Origin of the sequence: Bacillus cereus group sp. N24 (genome assembly GCF_016483345.1) — a bacterium.
In the GTDB taxonomy this organism is placed as follows: domain Bacteria; phylum Bacillota; class Bacilli; order Bacillales; family Bacillaceae_G; genus Bacillus_A; species Bacillus_A toyonensis.
Window position 1 is genome coordinate 1 of record NZ_JAEHCA010000045.1, and the last position, 22,035, is coordinate 22,035.

Here is a 22,035-nt window from a genome sequence, read left to right on the forward strand (position 1 = left end):
ATTTTTCTGCGTTAGGAAGTTCTCAGCTTTCCTTCCTTCTCTGTATAACCGGGTAAAATAACTCGTGTCCTTTTCTTTGCTTTTATAAAACATCCATTTATTGTTATTTAATATATCTTATTCATTTTATTTTTGCAAGTGTTAAATAATATTATTTATTTAATTTAAAAAAGTGAAACCAAAAAAAATTTGGTTTCACTTCTCAATTTTACCAATCTTGTGGTTCGTAATTTAAATCTGAAAATAGACGTCTTTTCTCTTTCTTCGATAAATCTCTCCACTGCCCAACTGGTAAATTATTCAATTCTATATTCATAATTCTCGTACGTTTTAACGTATATACTTGATAACCTAAAGCTTCACACATACGGCGAATTTGACGATTCAGCCCTTGTGTCAAAATAATTTGGAACTCATATTTTGATAACTGTGTAACCTCACAAGGAAGTGTTTTTGTACCTAAAATTTTAACTCCTGCTGCCATTTTTTCTAAGAAATCAGGTGTAATTGGCTTATCTACTGAAACGATATATTCTTTCTCATGCTTGTTTTCAGCACGTAAAATCTCATTAACGATATCGCCATCATTCGTTAACAAAATTAAACCGTCTGAGTCTTTATCTAGACGCCCAATATGACTAATACGTAAAGGGTGATTCACTAAATCAATAATATTACCTTTTACTGCTTTTTCACTTGTACATGTAATACCTACTGGTTTATTTAAAGCGATATACACATGGTCTCGAGCAATACGAAGTTGCTCTCCATTCACTCGTACATCATCACCTGGATTTACTTGGTCACCAATTTTTGCAACCTTACCGTTAATAATTACTCTTCTCTCATTAATTAATTTATCTGCTCCACGTCGAGACGCTTTTCCAGCTTCACTAATAAATTTATTGATACGCAAGTTAGGCACATCCTTTTCATAAAAAATTTCAAGCTCACACTGCTTCTACCGTACAATACAAAAGGGTAAGCCTCCTATTTTAACTTAAATATATTAACATGAAAGGGCATATGACGTCTTCTATTAATTTCTTGTTTACAAGAAATTATCTTTATTATACATTCATTTATACACTTTTTCTGCACTTAATATACAAGCCATTCTTCCTTACATACAGCTTGTTTACTTCTTATCTCTTCTATATCTTCATGAATGTTAGCCAGTTTATACAACATGAGAAAACCCTCTTCCACATAATATTGATGCGCCATTTCATCTTCCCAATAAGTTAATACTATGTAACGAGTTTCATTTTTTAAAGACTTCGCAACTACTCCACCTAACATCCCTTTTGCATTCTCCATTCCTTTATTCCAAATTGTTTCTTGCTTATGTAAAAAATGATTTTCTTTTTCTCCCTTTACATCACATATGGCAACTCTTACGAATGATCCTTCTGTAACAACGTTTTGCAAAGGCTTATCATTTATATCATACAACGTTTGAAATAGTTCAATTTCACATGAAAGAAACGTATCTTTTTGATTACTATTTAAATAAATTGTATCGTGAGCACCGTTCATAAATGATTGATATGCACTTCTATCTTCCCATAAAGTAAATACACATGCCTCATCTTCATTCCATCCACCAAATTGCCCATGAAAACCATCTAAATGTTGTAAATCACGCCATTTTTCTTGAGCAGCCGAAAACATCTCCCTTTTCTTTTCTTCCACTCTGCAAAATATTGTTTTTAGTAACATTTCTAATTCCCCCTCATAATACAAGCTCTCTTACAATAATCAGTTTACATAACAAAACTATGGTAACTACAAATTTCTACTTTTGTACAAATAATCATTTTTTTGCACTATATCTATCAAACCATCTATCTATTTTCATTTCAAATAATTCGGAATATAAAAAATGTAGCTCTATACGAATTACATCGAAATCTTTTCTCCCTTGTATATCTATTGCTCAAATAAATAATACGTAATTTCTCTCGGATAATGTTATACATTTACCTTTCGTTCCACTTTTTTAAAACTAACTATGCTGGCTCCCATCCACTTGCCTTTATAATAAGCATTACACTTATATATGTATAAACCTCCTCATTATCATCATTAATATGGATTGCTGACATTGGTACTGGAAATTTTTCAATTTTAGATTCTTTGTCTACATAAATGAGTGCAAATAAAGTGAAACTTTAATCATTGTAGGATTCTTCATCCCCCACCTAACTTCTTTGCTTTCGCTGCATTTTGAAGTGGGGGTCTTACTGCCCGTTAATGCGAGATACACCAATTAATAACATAGCCGTTACAATATTTAAAACTAGTTTTCTTTTATTCATTTTCACTAAAATTCCCCTTTCTTACATATTCCTTTCATCTTTTTACTAATTTTAATTAGTTACGTATAAAAAAGATGTAATTCAAATCACTTCTAACTTTATTTTCTCTATTTAAAACAACATTATTGTTATATATTATAATTATAAGTTTTTAAATTTTGGAGGCGTTACATATTGAAGAAAATTCTTTTTACTAAATGGACAGTAGTTATTTCTATTTTCATCATTTTCGGTACGATTTTCTACGTAACTAATGGTAAAAATAAAACTGATAATGAAAAAGAAACTGTAGAAACAGTGGATACAAAAACTTTCAAAACTAAATTACAACCTAAAATTAAGGAATTGACTACTAATTATAATGACATTATCGAAAAAGATTGGTTGCCTGCCTGGGAAGAGATGAACACGAACGGAGATTCAGTGGATAGAAATAAACTATTAGTTACAATGAGTGCTGTTTCCAAACAGTATGAAACACTTATGAACGAAATAGACACGATAAAAATCGAAGAAAACATAACGGATATACATATACAAAAACAACTAATCCAATTCACAACTCAGTTTAAATCCGCATCAAATTACATGAAAAATGCAGCAGATTTAATTATTGATCAATACAATAATTCTACTCCGGCCAATGAAATAATTGAAAATACAAAACAGGCTTTAGGGCTTGCCGACCAACATATTGTCATCGCTTTATCTACTTTAAATGAAGTTAAAGATAAATTAGGAATTTCTAAAAAATAAAACTGTTTACTATTTTAAAATAAAAAAAGATTGCAATTCACAGTTTGTCTGTCTATAATATTTTTATTGATTTACATTCAATGTGTATATTAATTTTATAATTCGGATGAACCATTCAGGAGAAGGTCAATTGATCTACCGACGGGGCAAAAAGTTGTAATACCAACTTTGAAACTCTCAGGTCTTGGTTACAAGTAGAACTGCATGGGGACGAATCTCTGGAGAGACTCCCTCTCGCTTTTAATAGCGCGGAGGAAAAAGAGCGCCGAAGGAGCAAATCCGCTATTTTAGCGGATAATCTCTCAGGTAAAAAGGACAGAGACAAGCGAAGGAAAATGCCGATTTGTATCGGTTTATTTTTCTATTCCTTGTTTCTCCAGAGACCATTTCATTTACTTGAAGTGGTTTTTATTTTTTCTAAAAAAGGAGAATAAAGATGGAGACAGTAAGTAAAGTATTAGAACAAATGAATCATTACGTGTGGGGATTACCAACTTTGTTGCTACTCGTTGGTACTGGTATCATTCTCACAGTGCGTTTGAAAGGTTTACAGTTTAGTAAACTATTATACGCTCACAAAATAGCATTTAAAAAGTCAGAAGATACGTCATCTTCTGGAGATATTAGCCACTTCCAAGCACTCATGACAGCTATGGCCGCAACGATTGGTATGGGAAATATCGCCGGTGTTGCAACAGCTGTTACAATTGGTGGTCCTGGTGCAATTTTTTGGATGTGGATTACCGCTTTATTCGGAATGGCAACAAAGTATGCCGAAGCAATTCTAGCAGTGAAATACCGTGTTAGTAATGAAAATGGTGAATATTCAGGTGGACCAATGTATTATTTAGAGCGTGGCTTAGGTAAGAAATGGCTTGCTGTTTTATTCGCTATATTCGGTACAACTGCTTCTTTCGGGATCGGTAATATGGTGCAATCTAACTCAGTTGCAGAGGCAATGCGAATTAATTTCTCTTTCCCCCCTGCTTTAACTGGTATATTAATGTCATTTTTAATCGCTATTGTTATTTTAGGCGGTGTAAAAAAAATTGGGAAAGTAACGGGATTTATCGTTCCTATTAAAGCTTTCTTTTATATAATTGCTGGTCTTATTATTATTTTCTATCACTTTGACCAAATTCCAGAAGCATTTTCACTTATTTTTTCTGGTGCATTTCAAGGTACAGCAGCCGCAGGTGGTTTTATTGGAGCAACAGTCGCATCAGCTATTCAAATCGGAATGGCGCGCGGTGTATTTGCGAACGAAGCTGGTTTAGGTAGTGCTCCTATTGCGGCCGCTGCAGCAAAAACAGATTCACCTGCAAAACAGGCTTTAGTTTCTATGACTGGTACTTTTCTTGATACATTTATCGTCTGTACAATTACAGGACTTGTATTAATTACAACTGGGGCATGGAAATCAGGTAAAACCGGTGTTGAAGCTACAACACTTGCATTCCAATCTGTATTCGGCACCGCTGGTAGTATGATCCTTGGTATTGCCATAATTTTATTCGCCTACTCTACTATTTTAGGCTGGTCATATTACGGTGAGAAATGTGTCGCTTATTTATTTGGAGAAGGTGCTGTTCGATATTATAAAGCAATCTTTATCGTGATGATTGCGATTGGTGCCAATTTAAAACTTGGCATCGTATGGACATTTGCTGATATTGCAAATGGACTTATGGCAATTCCAAACTTAATCGGATTAATCGGATTAAGTGGTATCGTTGTCGCTGAAACAAATCGCTTTTTACAAGCAGAAAAATTGAAAGAAAATCATAGAAAACAGGCAAGTTAATCTATGTTTAAAATAACTGCAGTTCAAATTTCACTATAAATATTAATTTTATATAGAATACAGCCCTACATTTTGAAAAAGAAATTGGTCAAAATGTAGGGCTTTTTATTTTTCAAGTAAACTTCATTTAAATTGATCAGTGTTGGTTACTCTAAAAATCATTAGCATCACACATAAATTATAGTGAAGTAATGCTAAAATAGAACAAAACTCAACATAAATATCTCTGTAAGAATCCCCTCTTTTTTTAAGCAGTATTATCAAAAAACTTTAAAGTCCAGTTGATTATATACAAATCACAACTTAATAACCAGAAAATCATAAAAGGAAAACTATTGAAGATTATGTAATATAAAGGTAATCTATAGATAGACGATTCTAAGATGTTATTCGGAGAAAACTTCTTAGTTAAGTATGTTAACTTGTTTGCACTAAATTTTACAAATAAAGGGGTATTAAGAATCATGAAAGCAAAGAAATTAGTAAGTTTAGCATTACCAGTTATGTTATTAAGTGGTTGTATTACAATTGAAACTGATAGTAAGAAAGCGGAACCAAAGAAAGAAGAAACGCAAAAGATGGAGAAAGAGAGTAAGTCAACCGATAGTAAAAAAGATGATAGCTTATCTGCAGCGAATAGTAAAGATGCAAACAGTAACTCATCAAGTAGTAAACCAAGTTCTTCTTCTAACAATTCAAACTCATCTACTTCCTCTAGTTCATCAACTGCAAAGTTAAGTGGTTCAGAAGTTGAGAAATACAAGTCAGAAATAGTAGAAAATGCTACTAAAGTTGATGATGTTTTGAAATTAATGGAAAAGGTAGCAAGTTCAGATGTTAAGTCATATAGTCAAAAGAAAAGTGAAGTACAATTAAGTATAGGTGGAGCAAAAGCATATGTAACAAAGTTAAGAAACCTCCAAGCACCGCCTGAGTTAAAAGTAGAACAAGAAAATATAAAACAATCAATGGAACTTTATAATGAAGCATTTGCACTTCTTTTTGATGCAATAGAAGAACAAAACGAAAGTAAGATGAATCAGTCATTAACGAAAGCTAAAGATGGTTCAAAGCTTTTTGAGGAAGCAACAGATAGTATTTCTAGAAAAACACAGTAAGGCTGAAATCAAGGTAAATAGATACGGCTAATTTATTAACTAAGGATAAGGGGCATTTAATCATGAAAGCAAAGAAACTACTAGGATTAACCATACCAGTTATGTTGTTAATGAACGGTTGCATAAAAATAGAAGAGTCTAAACCTGCTAAGACAGAAGAGTCTAAAACCGCTAAGACGGATTCTGAAGTTAAGACTTCTAAAGAAGCTGACTCTAGTACTTCAAAGCAGTCAACTTCTGATGTGAAGAAAGTAAGAGTATTAGCAGACGACTATCCTATGTATTTAATTGATTTAGGAAATGAGTTTGATAGACTATTCAAAGAGTACAATAATATAGTTGGGGAAGCTAGCAAAGGCAATAAGACACGAAAAGACGTATTAGTTAGTGTCGAAAACATCTTTAAAGCAATTGATAAGTTTGAAGAAATCGACCCACCGAACAAGTATATAGATGCTCAAAAGGATATTGAGAAAGCAACCGCTAAGTACAGAAAAGCCTTTGAGGGAGTAGAACGTATTTTCTCACAAAACACAGAGAAAAATACTGGTGGTAAAACTGACAAAGAAGTAATTGAAAACGCTGAAAAGTTAGTTAAAGAAGGCGACAAATACTGGATTGAAGTATATAACAACATGAAAAACGAAGTAACGAAGGCGAACGGTGGCGGAATATCTGCTAGTGAGAAAACAGGAATAGACGATAATTCAGGTGTTAACGAAGCAAACGTTAAGAGTAAAGTAACAGACGGAACTGAGTTAATTGCTGACTGGGGACTTGAAACTTCTAGTGGTTTCCTAGTAACATTTATCATAAAAGGTGGAAATACTTTTGAGTTATATACAGCAGGAACTTACCCAAACAAGGACAATGTTACGGAAGGAACATGGTCTTACGATAAAAACTCTATGACTTTTGAATTACATATAACAAAGCGAATGGACAACGGTAAAGAAGTCACTGTTTCTAAGAAAGACATACCTTATATGGTACAGAATTTCGATGGTAAGACCTTACAATTATTAAATAAAGAAACAAATAACACAACAAGATATGTGAAACAAAGTTTCTAATAGACAAGAAATAGAGTCACTCCCTCTTAACCACTTAGATTTCTTTTATCAAGATGGATAAAACGTAACAACTATTTATAAATGGTATAACTTCATTTGGAAATCACAATTAATCTATGAAAAAAGGAATGACTCATGCATAATGAGCATTCCTTTTTTCGTTCTCTTACTCAATCAATATCATTTAAAATAAATTTATATCAATCTTCCCCCCTTTTTATTCCAATAAAAGTTTTTCACATAAATGTCATAAATCGTATGGTCTAACTATATAGTTGAAAAGGAATGCGACATTACAGTGTCGCTGAACACTCATCCAAGAAAAGGGAGGAAAAATCTTTTGAAAAACAAAATCATTGTTTTCCTATCTGTTTTATCATTTATTATTGGTGGTTTCTTCTTTAACACAAATACTTCAAGTGCTGAAACATCATCTACTGATTACGTCCCTAACCAATTAATCGTTAAGTTCAAACAAAACGCCACTTTAAGTAATGTGCAATCTTTTCACAAATCTGTCGGTGCTAACGTTTTATCTAAAGATGATACATTAGGTTTTGAAGTCGTTCAATTTTCAAAAGGTACTGTAAAAGAAAAAATAAAGAGTTATAAAAACAATCCAGATGTGGAATATGCAGAGCCGAATTATTACGTTCACGCCTTTTGGAATCCAAACGATCCATATTTTAAAAATCAATATGGATTACAAAAGATCCAAGCTCCACAAGCTTGGGATAGCCAACGAAGTGATCCTGGTGTAAAAGTAGCTATTATTGATACAGGAGTTCAAGGCTCACACCCTGATTTAGCTTCTAAAGTAATTTACGGACATGATTATGTTGATAACGACAATACATCTGATGATGGTAATGGTCATGGTACACATTGCGCTGGAATTACTGGAGCACTTACGAATAATAGTGTCGGAATTGCTGGTGTTGCCCCGCAGACTTCCATTTACGCTGTTCGCGTATTAGATAATCAAGGAAGCGGGACTCTTGATGCTGTAGCGCAAGGTATTAGAGAAGCTGCTGATTCAGGTGCAAAAGTAATTAGTTTAAGCTTAGGCGCTCCAAATGGTGGAACTGCTTTACAACAAGCCGTTCAATATGCATGGAATAAAGGCTCTGTTATAGTTGCAGCTGCTGGCAATGCTGGAAATACAAAAGCTAATTATCCTGCTTATTACAGCGAAGTAATTGCAGTTGCTTCTACCGATCAATCAGATAAAAAATCTTCATTTTCTACTTATGGTAGCTGGGTAGATGTTGCAGCTCCAGGTTCAAATATATATTCCACATATAAAGGAAGCACCTATCAATCATTAAGTGGTACATCTATGGCAACACCTCAAGTTGCAGGAGTCGCTGCTCTTTTAGCAAATCAAGGATATAGCAATACACAAATCCGCCAAATTATTGAGTCAACTTCTGATAAAATTAGTGGTACAGGTACGTACTGGAAAAACGGTAGAGTCAATGCATATAAGGCTGTACAATACGCTAAGCAATTACAAGAAAATAAAGCTTCATAAGAAATACAGTGAAACTTTAATTATTGGAGGTTTTGTACATCCCAAATGATTATTTTCCCACACTAATCGGTACTTTATAGGCAGTTCATGCAGGATAAAATAGAAGGAGAGACTTTTACAATTAAAGTCTCTCCTTCTTACAAACTATATTACTCCCCCTCTTTCTGAATCATATGTAAATACAGTACAAAATCCATCATTGTCGATGAATGACCAAGTTGACGGATCATTGCTGTTATATTTCCTCTATGATATGTACCATGATTTACGACGTGTTGCACTAATTCTAAAATTGAAGTATGTAGTGTCCCTGCATATGGATTCTTAATAACAAATTCAGCATGTACATCTTGTTGTGTACTTAGAAATTCTTTATACTGATTAGCCATATTTAAAAACATTTCTTCTAATTCATTTAGCGATTTTGTATCGATTTGTTTTTTTAACTTTTCACGATCTTGTATTGCTTCATTCATACTTCTGCCATGTAATATGTGTAACCACACTTGATCTGTAATATAAATATGCGCAAAAGTATCCTGAATTGACGGAAATACACTCTGTATCTGTTCATTAAAAATTGTCTCATAGTTTGGTAACTCTTTTAGTCGATTGAATAATCTTGTATTCGCCCAAACATGATAATCAAACTGTTTTAACATATAATCTTTCAATTTAAATCGCCTCCTTATTGTATAAAACGAATGTTTTGCTCCTTCATTTCCGATTCTCTATCAGCTTTTACAATCCCTTTTTCTTCAATTTCATGTTTATTTATAGTTTTATATTTTACATACGTATGAAATTCCGTTTTAAATGGATACGGTGTAATTCGAATCGTTTCTTCATCAACCCATTCAGCTTGAATAAGTTTCTCCTCCTTACTATTAAACATTTCTGTTCCTTCAAAACCATCTTTAAATAAATCGATTTCCTCTTTCTTTTTTACACCAGGTTTATTCATACATACGTATAAAGAAAGTTCATCACAAAACTTTAGTAATCTATAGTGTTTATCAAACAGCTTGTACCGGTCTTTTGTTAACGTTTTCAAAATTCTTTTTTGTCGTTCCAATTCATGTTTATAAAAAGACAGCATCTCTTCATCTTCCTCATTTAATGGGAATGATAAAAAGTGTTTACTACACAGTAATGCCCCGTATGGATTAGAATTTTCAATTTCATTCAAACCAATCGTATAAAAAACAAATCGTAATGAACTTGGACAATCCATAAATGTATACGGAATATTTTTAGCATCATTCAAAATTGGTACTTTATCAAGTTCTATCCATCCTCTATCATGTTCATATATTGCATCAATTGTCTCTTTTAAGTATGTTGTATCTTCAAAAAAACCTTCTTTTATATGCCTAGCAATCTCTCCAGCCAAAAAACCATGATCATGTTGACGAATTAATATACTCTCTTTCTCACTCTTTTCACGAAAAATCATACGTATATTCCCCCTCATCCTCATACTATTGCTTTTTGTATGCATCAATTCTTAATTAATCCCCAATTATTAGCAGGGATTCAGTCTCTTGCAACGAAATTAACATAACTATATAGTATTCTTTCTAACCATAAAACTAGCTTTATCTTTACTATCCATTATACTAAAACATTCATTCTAAAAAAATTTTTATGAGGTGAAAACATGAATAAAACAGAATTAATTAAAAATGTGGCACAAACAGCTGATATTTCTCAAAAGGATGCTTCTGCAGCTGTACAATCCGTATTTGACACAATTGCTAACGCATTACAATCTGGCGATAAAGTTCAATTAATCGGTTTTGGAACGTTTGAAGTGCGCGAAAGATCTGCTCGTACAGGGCGTAACCCACAAACTGGGGAAGAAATTCAAATTGCGGCTGGTAAAGTTCCAGCATTTAAAGCAGGTAAAGAATTAAAAGAAGCTGTTAAATAAACAAGAAACCAGCCATTTTATAGGCTGGTTTCTTGTTTATTTCTTATTTAAGCAAGTCCTTTATATTTTCTGCATGATACACTTCACAAATATAAAATACACATTTGCAGTTACTTACAATTTGATATTTTCTAGTTGGATACACATTCGCCGCAACAGAACATCCATCAAACAATTCGATAATATTTCCAGATGGCTGATATCCTTCATATAATACGTTTCTTCTTACTTCCATTTTTTCTATCAGGTTTTCAACAGGAATAGTTCCACTTTCTAATTCACTTTTTATTGTATCTGGTAAAAAAGAAGTGTCCGCAAAAATTAGATTTTCAGATAACACCTTACCTTTATAACTAACATTAGATACACGATAAAGAAATGTTCCGTTTTTATCAAAGAAATTCTTTGCTTCTTTCGGAATGTACTGCCTATCTATTGCCTCTTGTTCTAGAACATCAAACTGAACTGTATCATTCAAAAGCTTTTCTAAAGCAAGAATAGATGATGTATCTCCAGAAAATAAAATATTTTTAATTGCTTGTACATTATAAGTGAATTCATTTGTTCTACTTTCCGCCACTAACATGAGGAACACCTCTTCTATAAAATATTTTATTAAACTTATTTATAATTTAATAGCGCTACCGCGTCTAACTGCGTAATTTCAGTTACTTCTTTACTAAATATTGCAATGGAAGCCATATAATCTAAACTAGGCCTTACATCTTCCATCCTTGTATTTTCTGTTAACTCTTGTCTATCCTTAAAAACCAACAATTTAGGAGGATCATTTGGAGCTGATACAGTAATTTCAACTGGTGGAATCAATAGTCCTTCACCTGTCGCTTTCAGCACAGCTTCTTTTCGAGTCCAATACGTTAAAAATCCTTCTAATCGCTGTTCATTAGGTAATTTCATAACTTGTGCTATTTCAATATCTGTTAATACGCCCTCTGCCATTTTCATCACATCTACATTTGGATTCATTTGTTCAACATCAACACCGACAGATGCAGATTTTGTAAATGCAACGACAACCCACTCACCCGAATGTGAAACTGATAATTGTGGCATACCTTCTGGTAATTGCGGCCTACCATGTTGTAACTTACATACTGGGCACATTCGATCAATCGGCACTTGAACTGGCGACATAGAAAGTAGCTTTCCAAGAACTAACCTACTAATTACGCAACCCATTATAAAACGTGCACGATCTGCCGAATGATGATATGAATTTGCTTTCTCTCGCTCTACATCATTTAGTAAATTGTAATGCCATGATTGTAAATCTGAAATTCTTGCCCACCATATTTGACAATCATTCTCATTCAAAGTTGGTATAGAATCTACAACTTTACTTTCTATCATGTAAAATCTCCTTTTTACTACTAATATCAATTTCAATTAAAGTAGCATACATATATTGCTATTCATTGACGAGTTCTTTCTCTTTTTGTGATACTGATAACATTTTTTCTTTCTTCTTTGACATTACCTCTTTATCAGAAATACGTAAAGAAAATAGTAATGCTATAAGTAAAAATAGTGCTGATCCAATTAATGCCGCTTGATATGGCAAGAAATCTGATTGTGCGTTATTCTGTACGTTATTACTTCCAAAACCAGACAGTATACTAGCTAAAACAGCAACTCCTATTGCAGATCCTAATCGGTTTTGCACATTGAATATAGTAGTTGCTCTACCCATAGAAGGTGGTGTGATATTGTTAAAAGCAGAAAATTGAACTGCACCGACAGACTGCCCTAAGAAAATACCTATGCCAAACAATAATGCCCGTATTTGCCATGGATTCGTATCATGATTTACAAAACTTAATAATACAAATATAACCGCGGTACTTATTAGTCCAATAGAGATTACCTTTCGAGCACCTAATTTCTTATACGTCCATGGTACAATTTGCGAAGAAATCATTAATCCAATCGCCTCTGGGAATGTCGTAAGACCTGATTCCAGCGCAGAAACTCCGATTACATTTTGATACATAAGCGGAAAAACAAATAGCATTCCAAGTAAACCAGCAGATGAAAACAAGGATATGAGACTCATTTTTCTAAAAACGGGTTCTTTTAATAAGCGTAAATCTAACATCGGTTGCTTTACTTTCAATTCTACTATTATAAACAGTGAAATGAATACAATCCCAGCTATCCCAGTACTTATTATTTCTGGAGAAATCCATCCTTTTGACGGCCCTTGACTGAGTGCATAGATGAGCATCGCAAAACCTGGTGCTGAAAGAACAAAACCGAGAGAATCAAAACGACCAGCTGATTTTTCAATATGCTCTGCTAAAAATAGAAGTCCAAATAGCAACGCAATAATACCAAACGGCAAATTAATATAAAATGCCCAGCGCCAGGACATTTGATCTACAAAGAAACCACCAATAATTGGTCCAATCGCTGGTGCAACAGCAATTGGCAGTACAATAAATCGAGAAATTTTTGGTCTTTCCTCTGGTGAAAATGTTCGGAATAACATCGCCATCCCGACCGGTGTTAAAAGCCCGCCACCAGCACCTTGAATGATACGAAAAATATTTAATGAAGTAATATCATTCGCAATTCCACATAATGCAGATGCAATTGTAAAAACGAAAAGGGCAGTTAAAAATACTCTTTTCGTACCAAAACGATCGCCTAACCAACCAGAAATCGGAAGAAAAACAGCTAAGCTAACTAAATACCCAACATTTACTGTACCCATTGCAGATGGGGGTACTTGCAGTTCTTTGCTTATCGTTTGCAATGCTACATTCACAATTGTTGCATCCATCGCAGCCATAAACATCGCTGTTATATAAACGATGCTTACAACTACTTTTGGATTTATTTTTACTTTCATTATTGTTTTCCTACTAATATTTTTTCGCTAATTTGATTTTTTTTCGGCTCTAAATCATTCCAGTTTACTTCAACGTATTCTAAGCAAACTTGTCTGCTAGCTTCTTCATGTACGACATTCCATCCAATTGGTACATCGAGAAAGGCAGGCCAGAGAGAATACTGGCCCTCCTCATTCATTAATACTTTATATGTGTAATTATCATTTTCAAATGGATTCGTCATACTCTATTTACCCCTTTCTTATTCTGTAAATATTTCGCTAGTACTTGCCCAATTTCTGTAAGCGGCCCTGGCTGACATAAATCTTTATGTCTACAATCAATATCATGTTGCACGATATCTCCATCTAAATAATTTAGCCATGTATTTGGAGAAATGGGATCAAACCAGTCTGGTATAACAGTAGACCTAAAGAATAAAATATCCCCGTTATAAACTTTCGGTACGTACTTCCCTAACAACCCTACCGAATTTACATATGTTTCTTTCAAGTTTAAAATAGTCTCTTCTTCAAGACTCGCTAATGCACTTCCATCTTTGCGAAGTATTGCAATCGCACTTTCCATAGTCAGTGGTTTACCATCCATGTTATCTGGATCATATCCCCCTAAAGCAAGTAATGCGATTAACGCTTCCTCTTCAGTAGGCGCTTCCGTATTCGGTAAGAAGTGACCAGGATAAGAATCAAGCATAACGAGTAATTCTACTTCTTCCCCTTCATTTTGTAGTTGCGCCGCCATTGCATGAACAACATTACCTCCAAGTGACCAACCGAGTAAACGATACGGTCCGTGAGGCTGTACTTCACGAACATGTTTCAAATAATCCGCCGCCATCTCCTCTAAGCTTTTTGGAAGTTCTTCATTTTCAGCGATACCACGTGCTTGTACACCATAGATTGGATAATCTGTTCCTAAAGATTTCATAAGTCCTGCATAGCACCAACTTAATCCACCTGCTGGATGTACACAAAATAGTGGTAATTGCTCTCCGCTTGCTCGTAATGGAAGTAACACATCAAGTGCACTTTGACCATTCCCCATTTCAAGTCTTTCAGCAAGCCCCGCAACAGTAGGTGCTGCAAATAAAGTTCCAATATTCAGTTCAACGCCAAGTGCCTCTTTCATGCGACTCATAAGCTGCACTGCAAGGAGTGAATGGCCACCAAGATCAAAGAATCCGTCATCAATTCCAATTTGAGGTACACTTAGCACTTCTGTAAACAAGTCACATAGCATTTCTTCTTGCGGTGTTCTTGGACCACGACTAGAAGATGATGCGATAAATTCTGGAGCTGGCAATGCCTTTCTATCTAATTTACCGTTTGGAGTTAAAGGTAACTCATTTACTACTACAAAAGCGTATGGAACCATATAATCTGGTAAACTACCTCCAGCATGCTGACGCATTTCATTCGTATCAATCGTTTCATTATTTGATGCGACGATATAAGCAACTAATCGTTTATCCCCAGGTTGATCCTCCCGGACAATAACGGCTACTTGTTCAACTTTATCGTGTTTCATTATAACCGCTTCTATTTCCCCTAATTCAATTCGGAATCCACGAATTTTAATTTGATGATCTGCACGTCCTATATAATCTAGCGTCCCATCTTGACGCCAGCGCGCTAAGTCTCCTGTTCGATACATTCTTGTACCTGGTTTACCAAATGGATCTGCGATAAAACGTTCAGCGGTTAATGCTGCTCTTCCTAAATATCCACGAGCTAGTCCAGCACCTGCAACATACATTTCTCCAACTACTCCTGGTGGCACTGGTTGTAAATAGGTATCTAATACGTATACTTTAAGATCTGGTATACTGCAACCAATTAAACTATTTGCTCGTAAAGAAACGATACTCTCATCTAACTCAATATAACTAACATGTACCGTCGTCTCCGTTATACCGTACATATTAATAAGTTTCGGTGCGTTATGAGGATGACGACTATACCAATCTTCTAATCGACTTAGTTCAAGTGCTTCTCCACCAAAAACAACATATCGTAAAGATAGTTTTTGACCAACCTCTTCATTTTCACGATCTGCTTGCATCAATTGATAAAATGCTGATGGAGTTTGGTTTAAAACAGTAACCTTTTCCTTAACAAGAAGCTGTAAAAATTCTTTCGGCGAGCGACTTACAGTATGTGGTACTACAACTAAACGCCCTCCATATAATAAAGGTCCCCAAATTTCCCAAACCGAGAAATCAAAAGCATATGAATGGAACATCGTCCACACATCGTCTGCGTCAAATTGGAACCAATGATCAGTTGCTCCTAAAAGTCTTACTACATTTTGATGAGGTATCATAACTCCTTTCGGTCTACCTGTTGAGCCTGACGTATAAATAACGTAAGCAATATGTGAAGGAGATAACGGCTTCAGGCGCTCCATTTCATCAATATTGTCTTCACTATATTTCTCAATTTCTTCTATTACGTTCACATCATCAACTAAAATCTTTAGTGACTCATCACAGTCAATTTCTACACTTGAATTTGTTAATACACATGATGGTTTCGCATCGTGTAGCATAAATGAAATACGATCTGACGGATAATCTGGATCTAACGGAAGGTATCCGGCACCTGCTTTAAGAACAGCAAGTAAGCTTACAACCATATTTAAAGATCTCGGCATCGCTAAAGCAACGAGTTGATCCGGCCCGATACCTTTTGCTATTAACGAACGAGCTATTTTATTTGCTTTTCTATTTAACTCTTCATACGTTAGCTTTTCATCTTCAAAGACGACAGCAATAGAATTTGGATTTACATGAGCCTGCTTTTCAAATAATTGTGGCAATGTCATTTCAGGCACAATTTGAAAACCACCATTCCACTTTTCTAAAACTGTATTTCGCTCTGCTAAAGTTAATATTTCTAATCTACCAATTGATTGATCCGGATGTTTCGCTGCATCATCTAATAATAGAATGAATCGTTCTATTATTTTTTGAACCGTTTCACGTTTATATAAATCGGTACTAAACTCTAACAATCCGTGTAAGCCGTTTGGAGTACCATCCACTCCATTACTCTCGCTAATTTCAAATGTTAAATCAAACTTTGCAGAACCAACACTTTGAATTTCAAGACTCGCCTCTAAATCCGGGATATCAAACGTCGCTTCAGGCGTATTTTGGAAAGCTAACATAACTTGAAACAGCGGATGACTATTTCGAGTACGTACTGGGTTTAACACTTCAACGAGTCGTTCAAATGGAACATCTTGATTTTCATAAGCTGCCAGATTTATCTGCTTTACTCTATTTAATAATTCTTTAAAACTTGGATCTCCTGATGTATTTGTACGTAACACTAATGTATTTACAAATAAACCAACTATATTTGATAGCGCATCGTCATTTCTTCCGGCAATCGGACTTCCAATTGGTATATCAGTTCCAGCACCTAATCTTGTAAATAGCGCGCTTAGTCCTGCTTGCAACACCATAAACAAACTAACCCCATTTTTACGACCAAGCTCTACTAACCTACTATGCATACCTTCATCTATATGAAAATGAATTGTTTCCCCGCGATAACTCGTTTCCATCGGACGCTGGTAATCTGTAGGCAACTCCATTTGATCTGGTAAACCTTTCAGTTCCTCTTTCCAAAAATCTAATTGTGTTGAAATAAGACTTTCTGGTGTCGTTTCATCACCTAGTAGTTGCTGTTGCCAAAGTGCATAATCTGCGTATTGAACTGGAAGTGTCTCCAGTTGAACTTTGTCACCTTGACATCTTGCTTTATAAGCCGCTGTAAAGTCTCTCGTTAACGGTTGTAATGACCATCCATCTCCTACAATATGATGTAAAAGAATTAGTAAAACATGTTCGCTGTCACTTACTTTAAAAAGTTGTAAACGAACTGCTGGCTCAACATCGAGATTAAAGCTATGTCTTACCGCCTCTGAAAGCACACTTTCTAATTCATCTTTACATGTTTTTGTTATAATCATTTCTAGATTTAAGTCTTCCATATTTAAAATTTTCTGATAGGAACTACCTAATACGTTAGGGAAAATTGTTCTTAGTGTTTCATGTTTCTTCACTACATCATAAAAGGCACCTTGCAGTGCTTCCTCGTTCAATTTTCCAGACATACGAATGACTAACGGAATATTATAAGTAGGACTTGGACCTTCTAAACAATTTAAAAACCATAATCTACGCTGTGCAAATGAAAGTGGAACTTCATTTGGTCTATTTCCTTTCTTAATAGCTGGTCTTGCGCTTTTTGCACGATCCAATTGTTTCGCTAATTCAGCAACAGTTGGCGATTCAAATAGTTTTCCAATTCCTAATTCCACACTTAACGTTTCACGAATTCTTACCATTAGACGCGATGCAAGAAGCGAATGGCCACCCATTTCAAAGAAGTTATCATCAATGCTAATTCGCGAAACACCAAGTACTTCTGCAAATAAATCACATAATATTTCTTCTTTTGGATTTCTAGCAACTCTCTCATTGTTCATTCCATTAAAATCAGGAGCAGGTAATTTCTTTCTGTCAACCTTACCATTTGGTGTTAACGGTAATTCTTCTAGCACAACAAATGCTGATGGTACCATATAATTCGCTAAACTTTCTGAAACATAAGAGCGAATTTCTGAAAGATGAATCATTTCCTTCTCTTCAGCAACGATATACGCAATAATCCGTTTATCATTTGGATGATCTTCTCGTACCATTACTACCGCTTGTTGAACATTTTCATGCCTTTGTAATACCATTTCTATTTCAGCTAATTCAATTCGGAAACCACGAATTTTAATTTGATGATCTGCGCGACTCATGTATTCTAGCACACCGTCGTTACGCCATTTCACAAGATCACCTGTGCGGTACATAAGCTTCCCTGGTTCTCCATATGGATTTGCAACAAATCGTTCAGCCGTTAACGCAGGTTTTCCTAAATATCCGCTTGCAAGTCCTTCTCCTGCAATATATAATTCACCGATAACTCCAGGTGGAACAGGTTGTAATCCTGCATCCAACACATACACTTCTGTATTCCAAATTGGTCTTCCAATAGGAGGTATACCATTTTCACTTTCATCAATGTTCATGAAAGTAGACCAAATAGTCGACTCAGTTGGTCCATATAAGTTAGTTATAGAGCAACCTAATTCCTTTAATGTATTTGCTACATGTGCCGGAAGAGCTTCACCACCAACAAGTACGTTTAGCCTTTGTAACCTCTCTGGATATTCAGTTATTAACGCCTGCCAGAGCGTCGGTGTAGCTTGCATAATTGTCGCTCTTTCTTCTTGTAACAATGTCGTTAACGCAGAAGGCTCTTGGATTACCTCTTTTTGTGCAATTGTTAAACTTGCACCACTAATAAGAGGTAAATAAATTTCTAGCGCAGAAATATCAAATGCAAACGTGGTAACTGCTAATAAATGATCGTTTTCATTTAATGAAAACATATCTTTCATAGCTAATAAGAAGTTACTCAAACCTTTCATAGGAACAATTACACCTTTTGGATTTCCTGTTGATCCTGAAGTGTAAATTGTATAAGCTCGGTTTAAAAGTGATTCATCAATTTCAAATGGCATATTCATATGAGAATATGTTTTTAACGCTATTTTCATTTCTTCACTATCTAATTCGATTTTTTTTATATCATTTTCTATAACTACAGTTGATGAAACAAATGAATGCGTTATGATACAAACTGGTTTTGCATCATTTACTATATAATGAATTCGCTCGGCTGGGTATTCTGGATCTATTGGTAAATACGCTGCACCAGCCTTTAGAACTGCTAGCATACTAACTACCATTTCTATTGATCTTGGAAATACTAAAGCTACAAACTGATTTGGTCGTATTCCTTCTTCTACTAAATAGTGTGCTAGTTCATTCGCTCGTTCATTTAGCTCTTTATACGTAAGTTTTATTCCGTTACAAGTAACCGCTATTTTATTCGGATTTTTTTGTACTTGCTTTTCAAATAATAAAGGTAGATTGATTAGCTCTTCAGCTTCCTTCGTTTCATTCCATTCCAATAAAACTTTATGATTTTCTTCAGTAAGAGTAATGTTTATTTTTCCAATCGGCTCGTTTTTCTCGTAATTATTGACTACTACTTCTAATAGATTCATAAATCTTTCTTTATGCAACGCTAGTTCCATATCGCTATATACTTCTGGATTCGCATCAAAATGAACCATTAACTCATTTTCATCGAAACGTTTATATACATTTATCGTTAAATCATCGACAGGTCCTGCTGATAAGTTATGCGTAATACCACGCTTCCCAGCAAAATTAAGCCCGTAATCAAATGGCATAACATTCACTAACGGTCCAAACAACCTTTGATTTTCACCTAGTAACTTTAAGTCTCTTCTTAATTCCTCATGACGGTATTTATGATGGCGACGTACATCTCGGATTTCTTTAGAAACTTGCTGCAATAATTCCGCAAGAGTTATATTTGGAGTTATAGTGAGACGAAGTGGAACTAAATTCATTACCATGCTTGGTGTATGAATAGATACAGAACCAAGACGCCCCATCATTGGTAAACCTAAAACAATATCATTTGCACCTGTTAATTTATGCATGTAAATACTTGTTACGGCTACAACAAATTCGGGCCAACTCGTTAACGAAATATTAATATCTTCTAGTAAAGTTTTCGTACTAGCATTTGATAAATAAGCAGTTTCCCGTAAAAATCCATTTGATGTTCTCGGCGCTCTTTCTGCCAAACTTACAACTTCTGGTTCATCTGCAAACTTATCTAACCAAAAAGTACGATCCTCCTGAAATTGTTTAGACTCACGATACTCATTATCTTCTTGTACAATTTTTGCAAGAGAGCCAAATGGCTTTTCATTCTTATTTGTTTCTTCTATAAGTGATGTATACTCATTGGCTATCTTTTGACTAAGAAGTGAAAATCCATAGCCATCCATCACAATGTGATGGATGCGCTGATACCAAAAGAAACGATTATTTTCAATTTGGATAAGTGCTTCAGTAAATAATTTATCCTCTTTTAAATCCACGGGCATAGATAAATCATTTTTCATCCATACTTTAGCAGCTTCTTCAGGATTTTCTTCTTTACGAACGTCAATAAAATGCATATGAAACTTTGATTTCTCAATAACTTGCCATGGACCAATTTCATCCTCTTCGAAGCGAACATGAAGTGCTTCTGCTTCTGTTACAACTTTACGTACTGCTAACTCGAAAGTTTCTTGATTAATATTTCCGTTTATTTCAACATATTCTCCAGTATTATAAATCGGATTAAACGGGTCTAATTGCTGTGCAAACCACATACCAGACTGCGCAGATGATAACGAATGACGAATCTTTTGACTGTTAGGCATTCTTTACTACCCCTTTATTATGTAATCTATTTGTTACAGAGCCTTTGCTGCTTGTGAAGATAGTAAACGGTACCAACCTGCAACAGTTGGATGTTCTGCTAAATCCGCAAAAGTGATTTCTTTCCCTTCACGACGCCACTTCTCTACTAAACTCATAATTCTGACCGAATCAAGTCCTCTATTTAATAAGTCTTCATCAATTTCAATACTCTCTACTGGCTCACGAAGTAGTTGGGCAACTAGTTCATGCACTTCCTGTAAAGTGATTCCTTCACTCTCATCACTTTTTACACTTTGTAAATCTTTTAACAGTAAGTTTGTTGATGTCGTTACTGCACATCTATTAGATGCATACTCCAATGCTTGTTTATGATGGTCTAGTGAAAAATCAGCAACTGCATCTGCGACAAAAAATGGCTCTATACCATCCATAAATGCTTCGCAAGCTGTTAAAAGACAGCCGATATGCGCATAAATACCGCAAATAATAAGTTGATCTCTTCCCTGTTCATTTAAAATTTCTAATAGATTTGTCTTTTTAAATGCACTATATCTCCATTTTGTCAGGAATATATCATCTTCATCAGGAGTAAGTTCATCGACAATTTTCTTTTTGTCTGGTCCAGCAGGAATACCGTCACCCCAAAAATCTTGTAATAACCCTCGTTGTTCTAACGTTTGTCCACCAGGTTGTGCTGTATACACAACTGGTATACCAAGTTCTTTACATCTTTCTCTGATCACCTTAATATTTGAAATGAGTTCTACTTTTGGCGATTCTTTATCGCTATATGCATCAAGAAAATATTCTTGCATGTCATGGATTAGAAGAACCGCACGTTTCGGATCTGGCGTCCAATTCACTTTATTTTTTGGTAGTTCTGATTCCATTGGCATTTTATATACTGAAATAGATGGGATAGCCATCTAATCACTTCCTTCCGATTTTAATAGTTTTTTATCGTTTTACTGTAATAAGTTTTTCAGCAATGGCTTTACGTAATTCTTTTTTGCTTACTTTTCCAACACCTGTTTGCGGGAATGATTCAATAAATTCAATTCGATCTGGAATCTTATAAGCCGCTATACCACGTTCTCTTAAAAACGTTTTTAATTCACTTACAGTTGGAGCTTGTCCGCGAGCTATAACAAAAGCGCAAGTACGTTCACCTAAATAATCGTCAGGCATAGATACAATTGCTACATCATGTACTGCATCATGTGCTAATAGATGATTTTCAACCTC

17 protein-coding genes and 1 riboswitch are annotated in these 22,035 nt (G+C 34.8%); of the genes, 6 read left to right on the top strand and 11 right to left on the bottom strand.

The annotated features are described in order from the left end of the window. Window positions 1–208: 208 nt before the first annotated feature. Window positions 209–916 (bottom strand): 23S rRNA pseudouridine(2604) synthase RluF, encoded by a 708-nt coding sequence (gene rluF / locus JDS95_RS28880; protein WP_001222161.1) that lies wholly within the window; start codon window positions 914–916, stop codon window positions 209–211. A gap of 185 nt (window positions 917–1,101) precedes the next feature. Beyond that, the gene (locus JDS95_RS28885; RefSeq protein WP_000925136.1) at window positions 1,102–1,722 is read right to left on the bottom strand and encodes a YdbC family protein; all 621 of its coding nucleotides are present in this window, start codon (window positions 1,720–1,722) and stop codon (window positions 1,102–1,104) included. Window positions 1,723–2,495: 773 nt separating this feature from the next. On the opposite strand from JDS95_RS28885, the gene JDS95_RS28890 reads away from it, so the two are divergent. From JDS95_RS28890 to JDS95_RS28910, 5 genes are all read left to right on the top strand, one after another. Beyond that, window positions 2,496–3,077, top strand: a complete 582-nt coding sequence (locus tag JDS95_RS28890; RefSeq protein WP_199690970.1) for a hypothetical protein — start codon at window positions 2,496–2,498, stop codon at window positions 3,075–3,077. A gap of 208 nt (window positions 3,078–3,285) precedes the next feature. Next, window positions 3,286–3,406: riboswitch (glycine riboswitch) on the top strand. Between the two features lie 107 nt (window positions 3,407–3,513). Further along, window positions 3,514–4,881 carry an alanine/glycine:cation symporter family protein gene (locus JDS95_RS28895; RefSeq protein WP_199690971.1) on the top strand — a complete coding sequence of 456 codons (1,368 nt, stop codon included), beginning with the start codon at window positions 3,514–3,516 and terminating at the stop codon, window positions 4,879–4,881. Window positions 4,882–5,345: 464 nt separating this feature from the next. Continuing rightward, the gene (locus JDS95_RS28900; RefSeq protein ID WP_002043400.1) at window positions 5,346–5,999 is read left to right on the top strand and encodes a DUF7018 domain-containing (lipo)protein; all 654 of its coding nucleotides are present in this window, start codon (window positions 5,346–5,348) and stop codon (window positions 5,997–5,999) included. Between the two features lie 62 nt (window positions 6,000–6,061). Further along, window positions 6,062–7,072 carry a DUF3994 domain-containing protein gene (locus JDS95_RS28905; protein ID WP_000644823.1) on the top strand — a complete coding sequence of 337 codons (1,011 nt, stop codon included), beginning with the start codon at window positions 6,062–6,064 and terminating at the stop codon, window positions 7,070–7,072. A gap of 340 nt (window positions 7,073–7,412) precedes the next feature. Continuing rightward, a complete protein-coding gene (locus JDS95_RS28910) occupies window positions 7,413–8,606 on the top strand; it encodes a S8 family peptidase (RefSeq protein ID WP_000790951.1) in 1,194 nt (397 codons plus the stop codon). A 149-nt stretch (window positions 8,607–8,755) separates the two neighbouring features. Here JDS95_RS28910 and JDS95_RS28915 read toward each other — a convergent pair whose 3' ends face one another. Together JDS95_RS28915 and JDS95_RS28920 are read right to left on the bottom strand one after the other, a co-directional pair. Beyond that, window positions 8,756–9,280: a DinB family protein gene (locus tag JDS95_RS28915; RefSeq protein WP_000656394.1), complete on the bottom strand. Its 525-nt coding sequence runs from the start codon at window positions 9,278–9,280 to the stop codon at window positions 8,756–8,758. A gap of 14 nt (window positions 9,281–9,294) precedes the next feature. After that, entirely contained in the window at window positions 9,295–10,062 is a 768-nt protein-coding gene (locus JDS95_RS28920) for a DUF3891 family protein (protein ID WP_199690972.1), read from the bottom strand. A 204-nt stretch (window positions 10,063–10,266) separates the two neighbouring features. Between JDS95_RS28920 and JDS95_RS28925 the strand changes: the two genes are divergently transcribed. Further along, complete coding sequence (locus JDS95_RS28925; protein WP_001043908.1) at window positions 10,267–10,539, top strand: HU family DNA-binding protein; 273 nt, start codon at window positions 10,267–10,269, stop codon at window positions 10,537–10,539. A 43-nt stretch (window positions 10,540–10,582) separates the two neighbouring features. Here the strand turns inward: JDS95_RS28925 and JDS95_RS28930 are convergent, their stop codons facing one another. The 7 genes from JDS95_RS28930 to JDS95_RS28960 all read right to left on the bottom strand — a co-directional run. After that, the gene (locus tag JDS95_RS28930; protein WP_000959147.1) at window positions 10,583–11,125 is read right to left on the bottom strand and encodes a hypothetical protein; all 543 of its coding nucleotides are present in this window, start codon (window positions 11,123–11,125) and stop codon (window positions 10,583–10,585) included. A gap of 35 nt (window positions 11,126–11,160) precedes the next feature. After that, the gene (gene sfp / locus JDS95_RS28935; RefSeq protein ID WP_199690973.1) at window positions 11,161–11,910 is read right to left on the bottom strand and encodes a 4'-phosphopantetheinyl transferase Sfp; all 750 of its coding nucleotides are present in this window, start codon (window positions 11,908–11,910) and stop codon (window positions 11,161–11,163) included. A gap of 58 nt (window positions 11,911–11,968) precedes the next feature. Beyond that, window positions 11,969–13,411 (bottom strand): MDR family MFS transporter, encoded by a 1,443-nt coding sequence (locus tag JDS95_RS28940; protein ID WP_000865165.1) that lies wholly within the window; start codon window positions 13,409–13,411, stop codon window positions 11,969–11,971. After that, window positions 13,411–13,635 carry an MbtH family protein gene (locus JDS95_RS28945; RefSeq protein ID WP_000184075.1) on the bottom strand — a complete coding sequence of 75 codons (225 nt, stop codon included), beginning with the start codon at window positions 13,633–13,635 and terminating at the stop codon, window positions 13,411–13,413. The genes JDS95_RS28940 and JDS95_RS28945 overlap by 1 nt, the downstream gene beginning before the upstream one ends. After that, window positions 13,632–20,789, bottom strand: a complete 7,158-nt coding sequence (locus JDS95_RS28950; protein WP_199690974.1) for an amino acid adenylation domain-containing protein — start codon at window positions 20,787–20,789, stop codon at window positions 13,632–13,634. Before JDS95_RS28950 ends, JDS95_RS28945 begins: the two co-directional genes overlap by 4 nt. Before the next feature lie 33 nt (window positions 20,790–20,822). Beyond that, complete coding sequence (locus JDS95_RS28955; protein ID WP_085450810.1) at window positions 20,823–21,716, bottom strand: isochorismatase family protein; 894 nt, start codon at window positions 21,714–21,716, stop codon at window positions 20,823–20,825. A gap of 31 nt (window positions 21,717–21,747) precedes the next feature. Beyond that, window positions 21,748–22,035, bottom strand: a 288-nt coding sequence (locus JDS95_RS28960; protein WP_438263785.1) for an AMP-binding enzyme, incomplete at its 5' end; no start/stop codon positions are given.

Bases quoted from the DNA above. Each gene is read 5' to 3' on its own strand.
- JDS95_RS28885 (WP_000925136.1), bottom strand. From the start codon at position 1,722: ATGTTACTAAAAACAATATTTTGCAGAGTGGAAGAAAAGAAAAGGGAG.
- JDS95_RS28895 (WP_199690971.1), top strand. From the start codon at position 3,514: ATGGAGACAGTAAGTAAAGTATTAGAACAAATGAATCATTACGTGTGG.
- JDS95_RS28900 (WP_002043400.1), top strand. From the start codon at position 5,346: ATGAAAGCAAAGAAATTAGTAAGTTTAGCATTACCAGTTATGTTATTA.
- JDS95_RS28905 (WP_000644823.1), top strand. From the start codon at position 6,062: ATGAAAGCAAAGAAACTACTAGGATTAACCATACCAGTTATGTTGTTA.
- JDS95_RS28920 (WP_199690972.1), bottom strand. From the start codon at position 10,062: ATGATTTTTCGTGAAAAGAGTGAGAAAGAGAGTATATTAATTCGTCAA.
- JDS95_RS28925 (WP_001043908.1), top strand. From the start codon at position 10,267: ATGAATAAAACAGAATTAATTAAAAATGTGGCACAAACAGCTGATATT.
- JDS95_RS28930 (WP_000959147.1), bottom strand. From the start codon at position 11,125: ATGTTAGTGGCGGAAAGTAGAACAAATGAATTCACTTATAATGTACAA.
- sfp (WP_199690973.1), bottom strand. From the start codon at position 11,910: ATGATAGAAAGTAAAGTTGTAGATTCTATACCAACTTTGAATGAGAAT.
- JDS95_RS28940 (WP_000865165.1), bottom strand. From the start codon at position 13,411: ATGAAAGTAAAAATAAATCCAAAAGTAGTTGTAAGCATCGTTTATATA.
- JDS95_RS28945 (WP_000184075.1), bottom strand. From the start codon at position 13,635: ATGACGAATCCATTTGAAAATGATAATTACACATATAAAGTATTAATG.
- JDS95_RS28950 (WP_199690974.1), bottom strand. From the start codon at position 20,789: ATGCCTAACAGTCAAAAGATTCGTCATTCGTTATCATCTGCGCAGTCT.
- JDS95_RS28955 (WP_085450810.1), bottom strand. From the start codon at position 21,716: ATGGCTATCCCATCTATTTCAGTATATAAAATGCCAATGGAATCAGAA.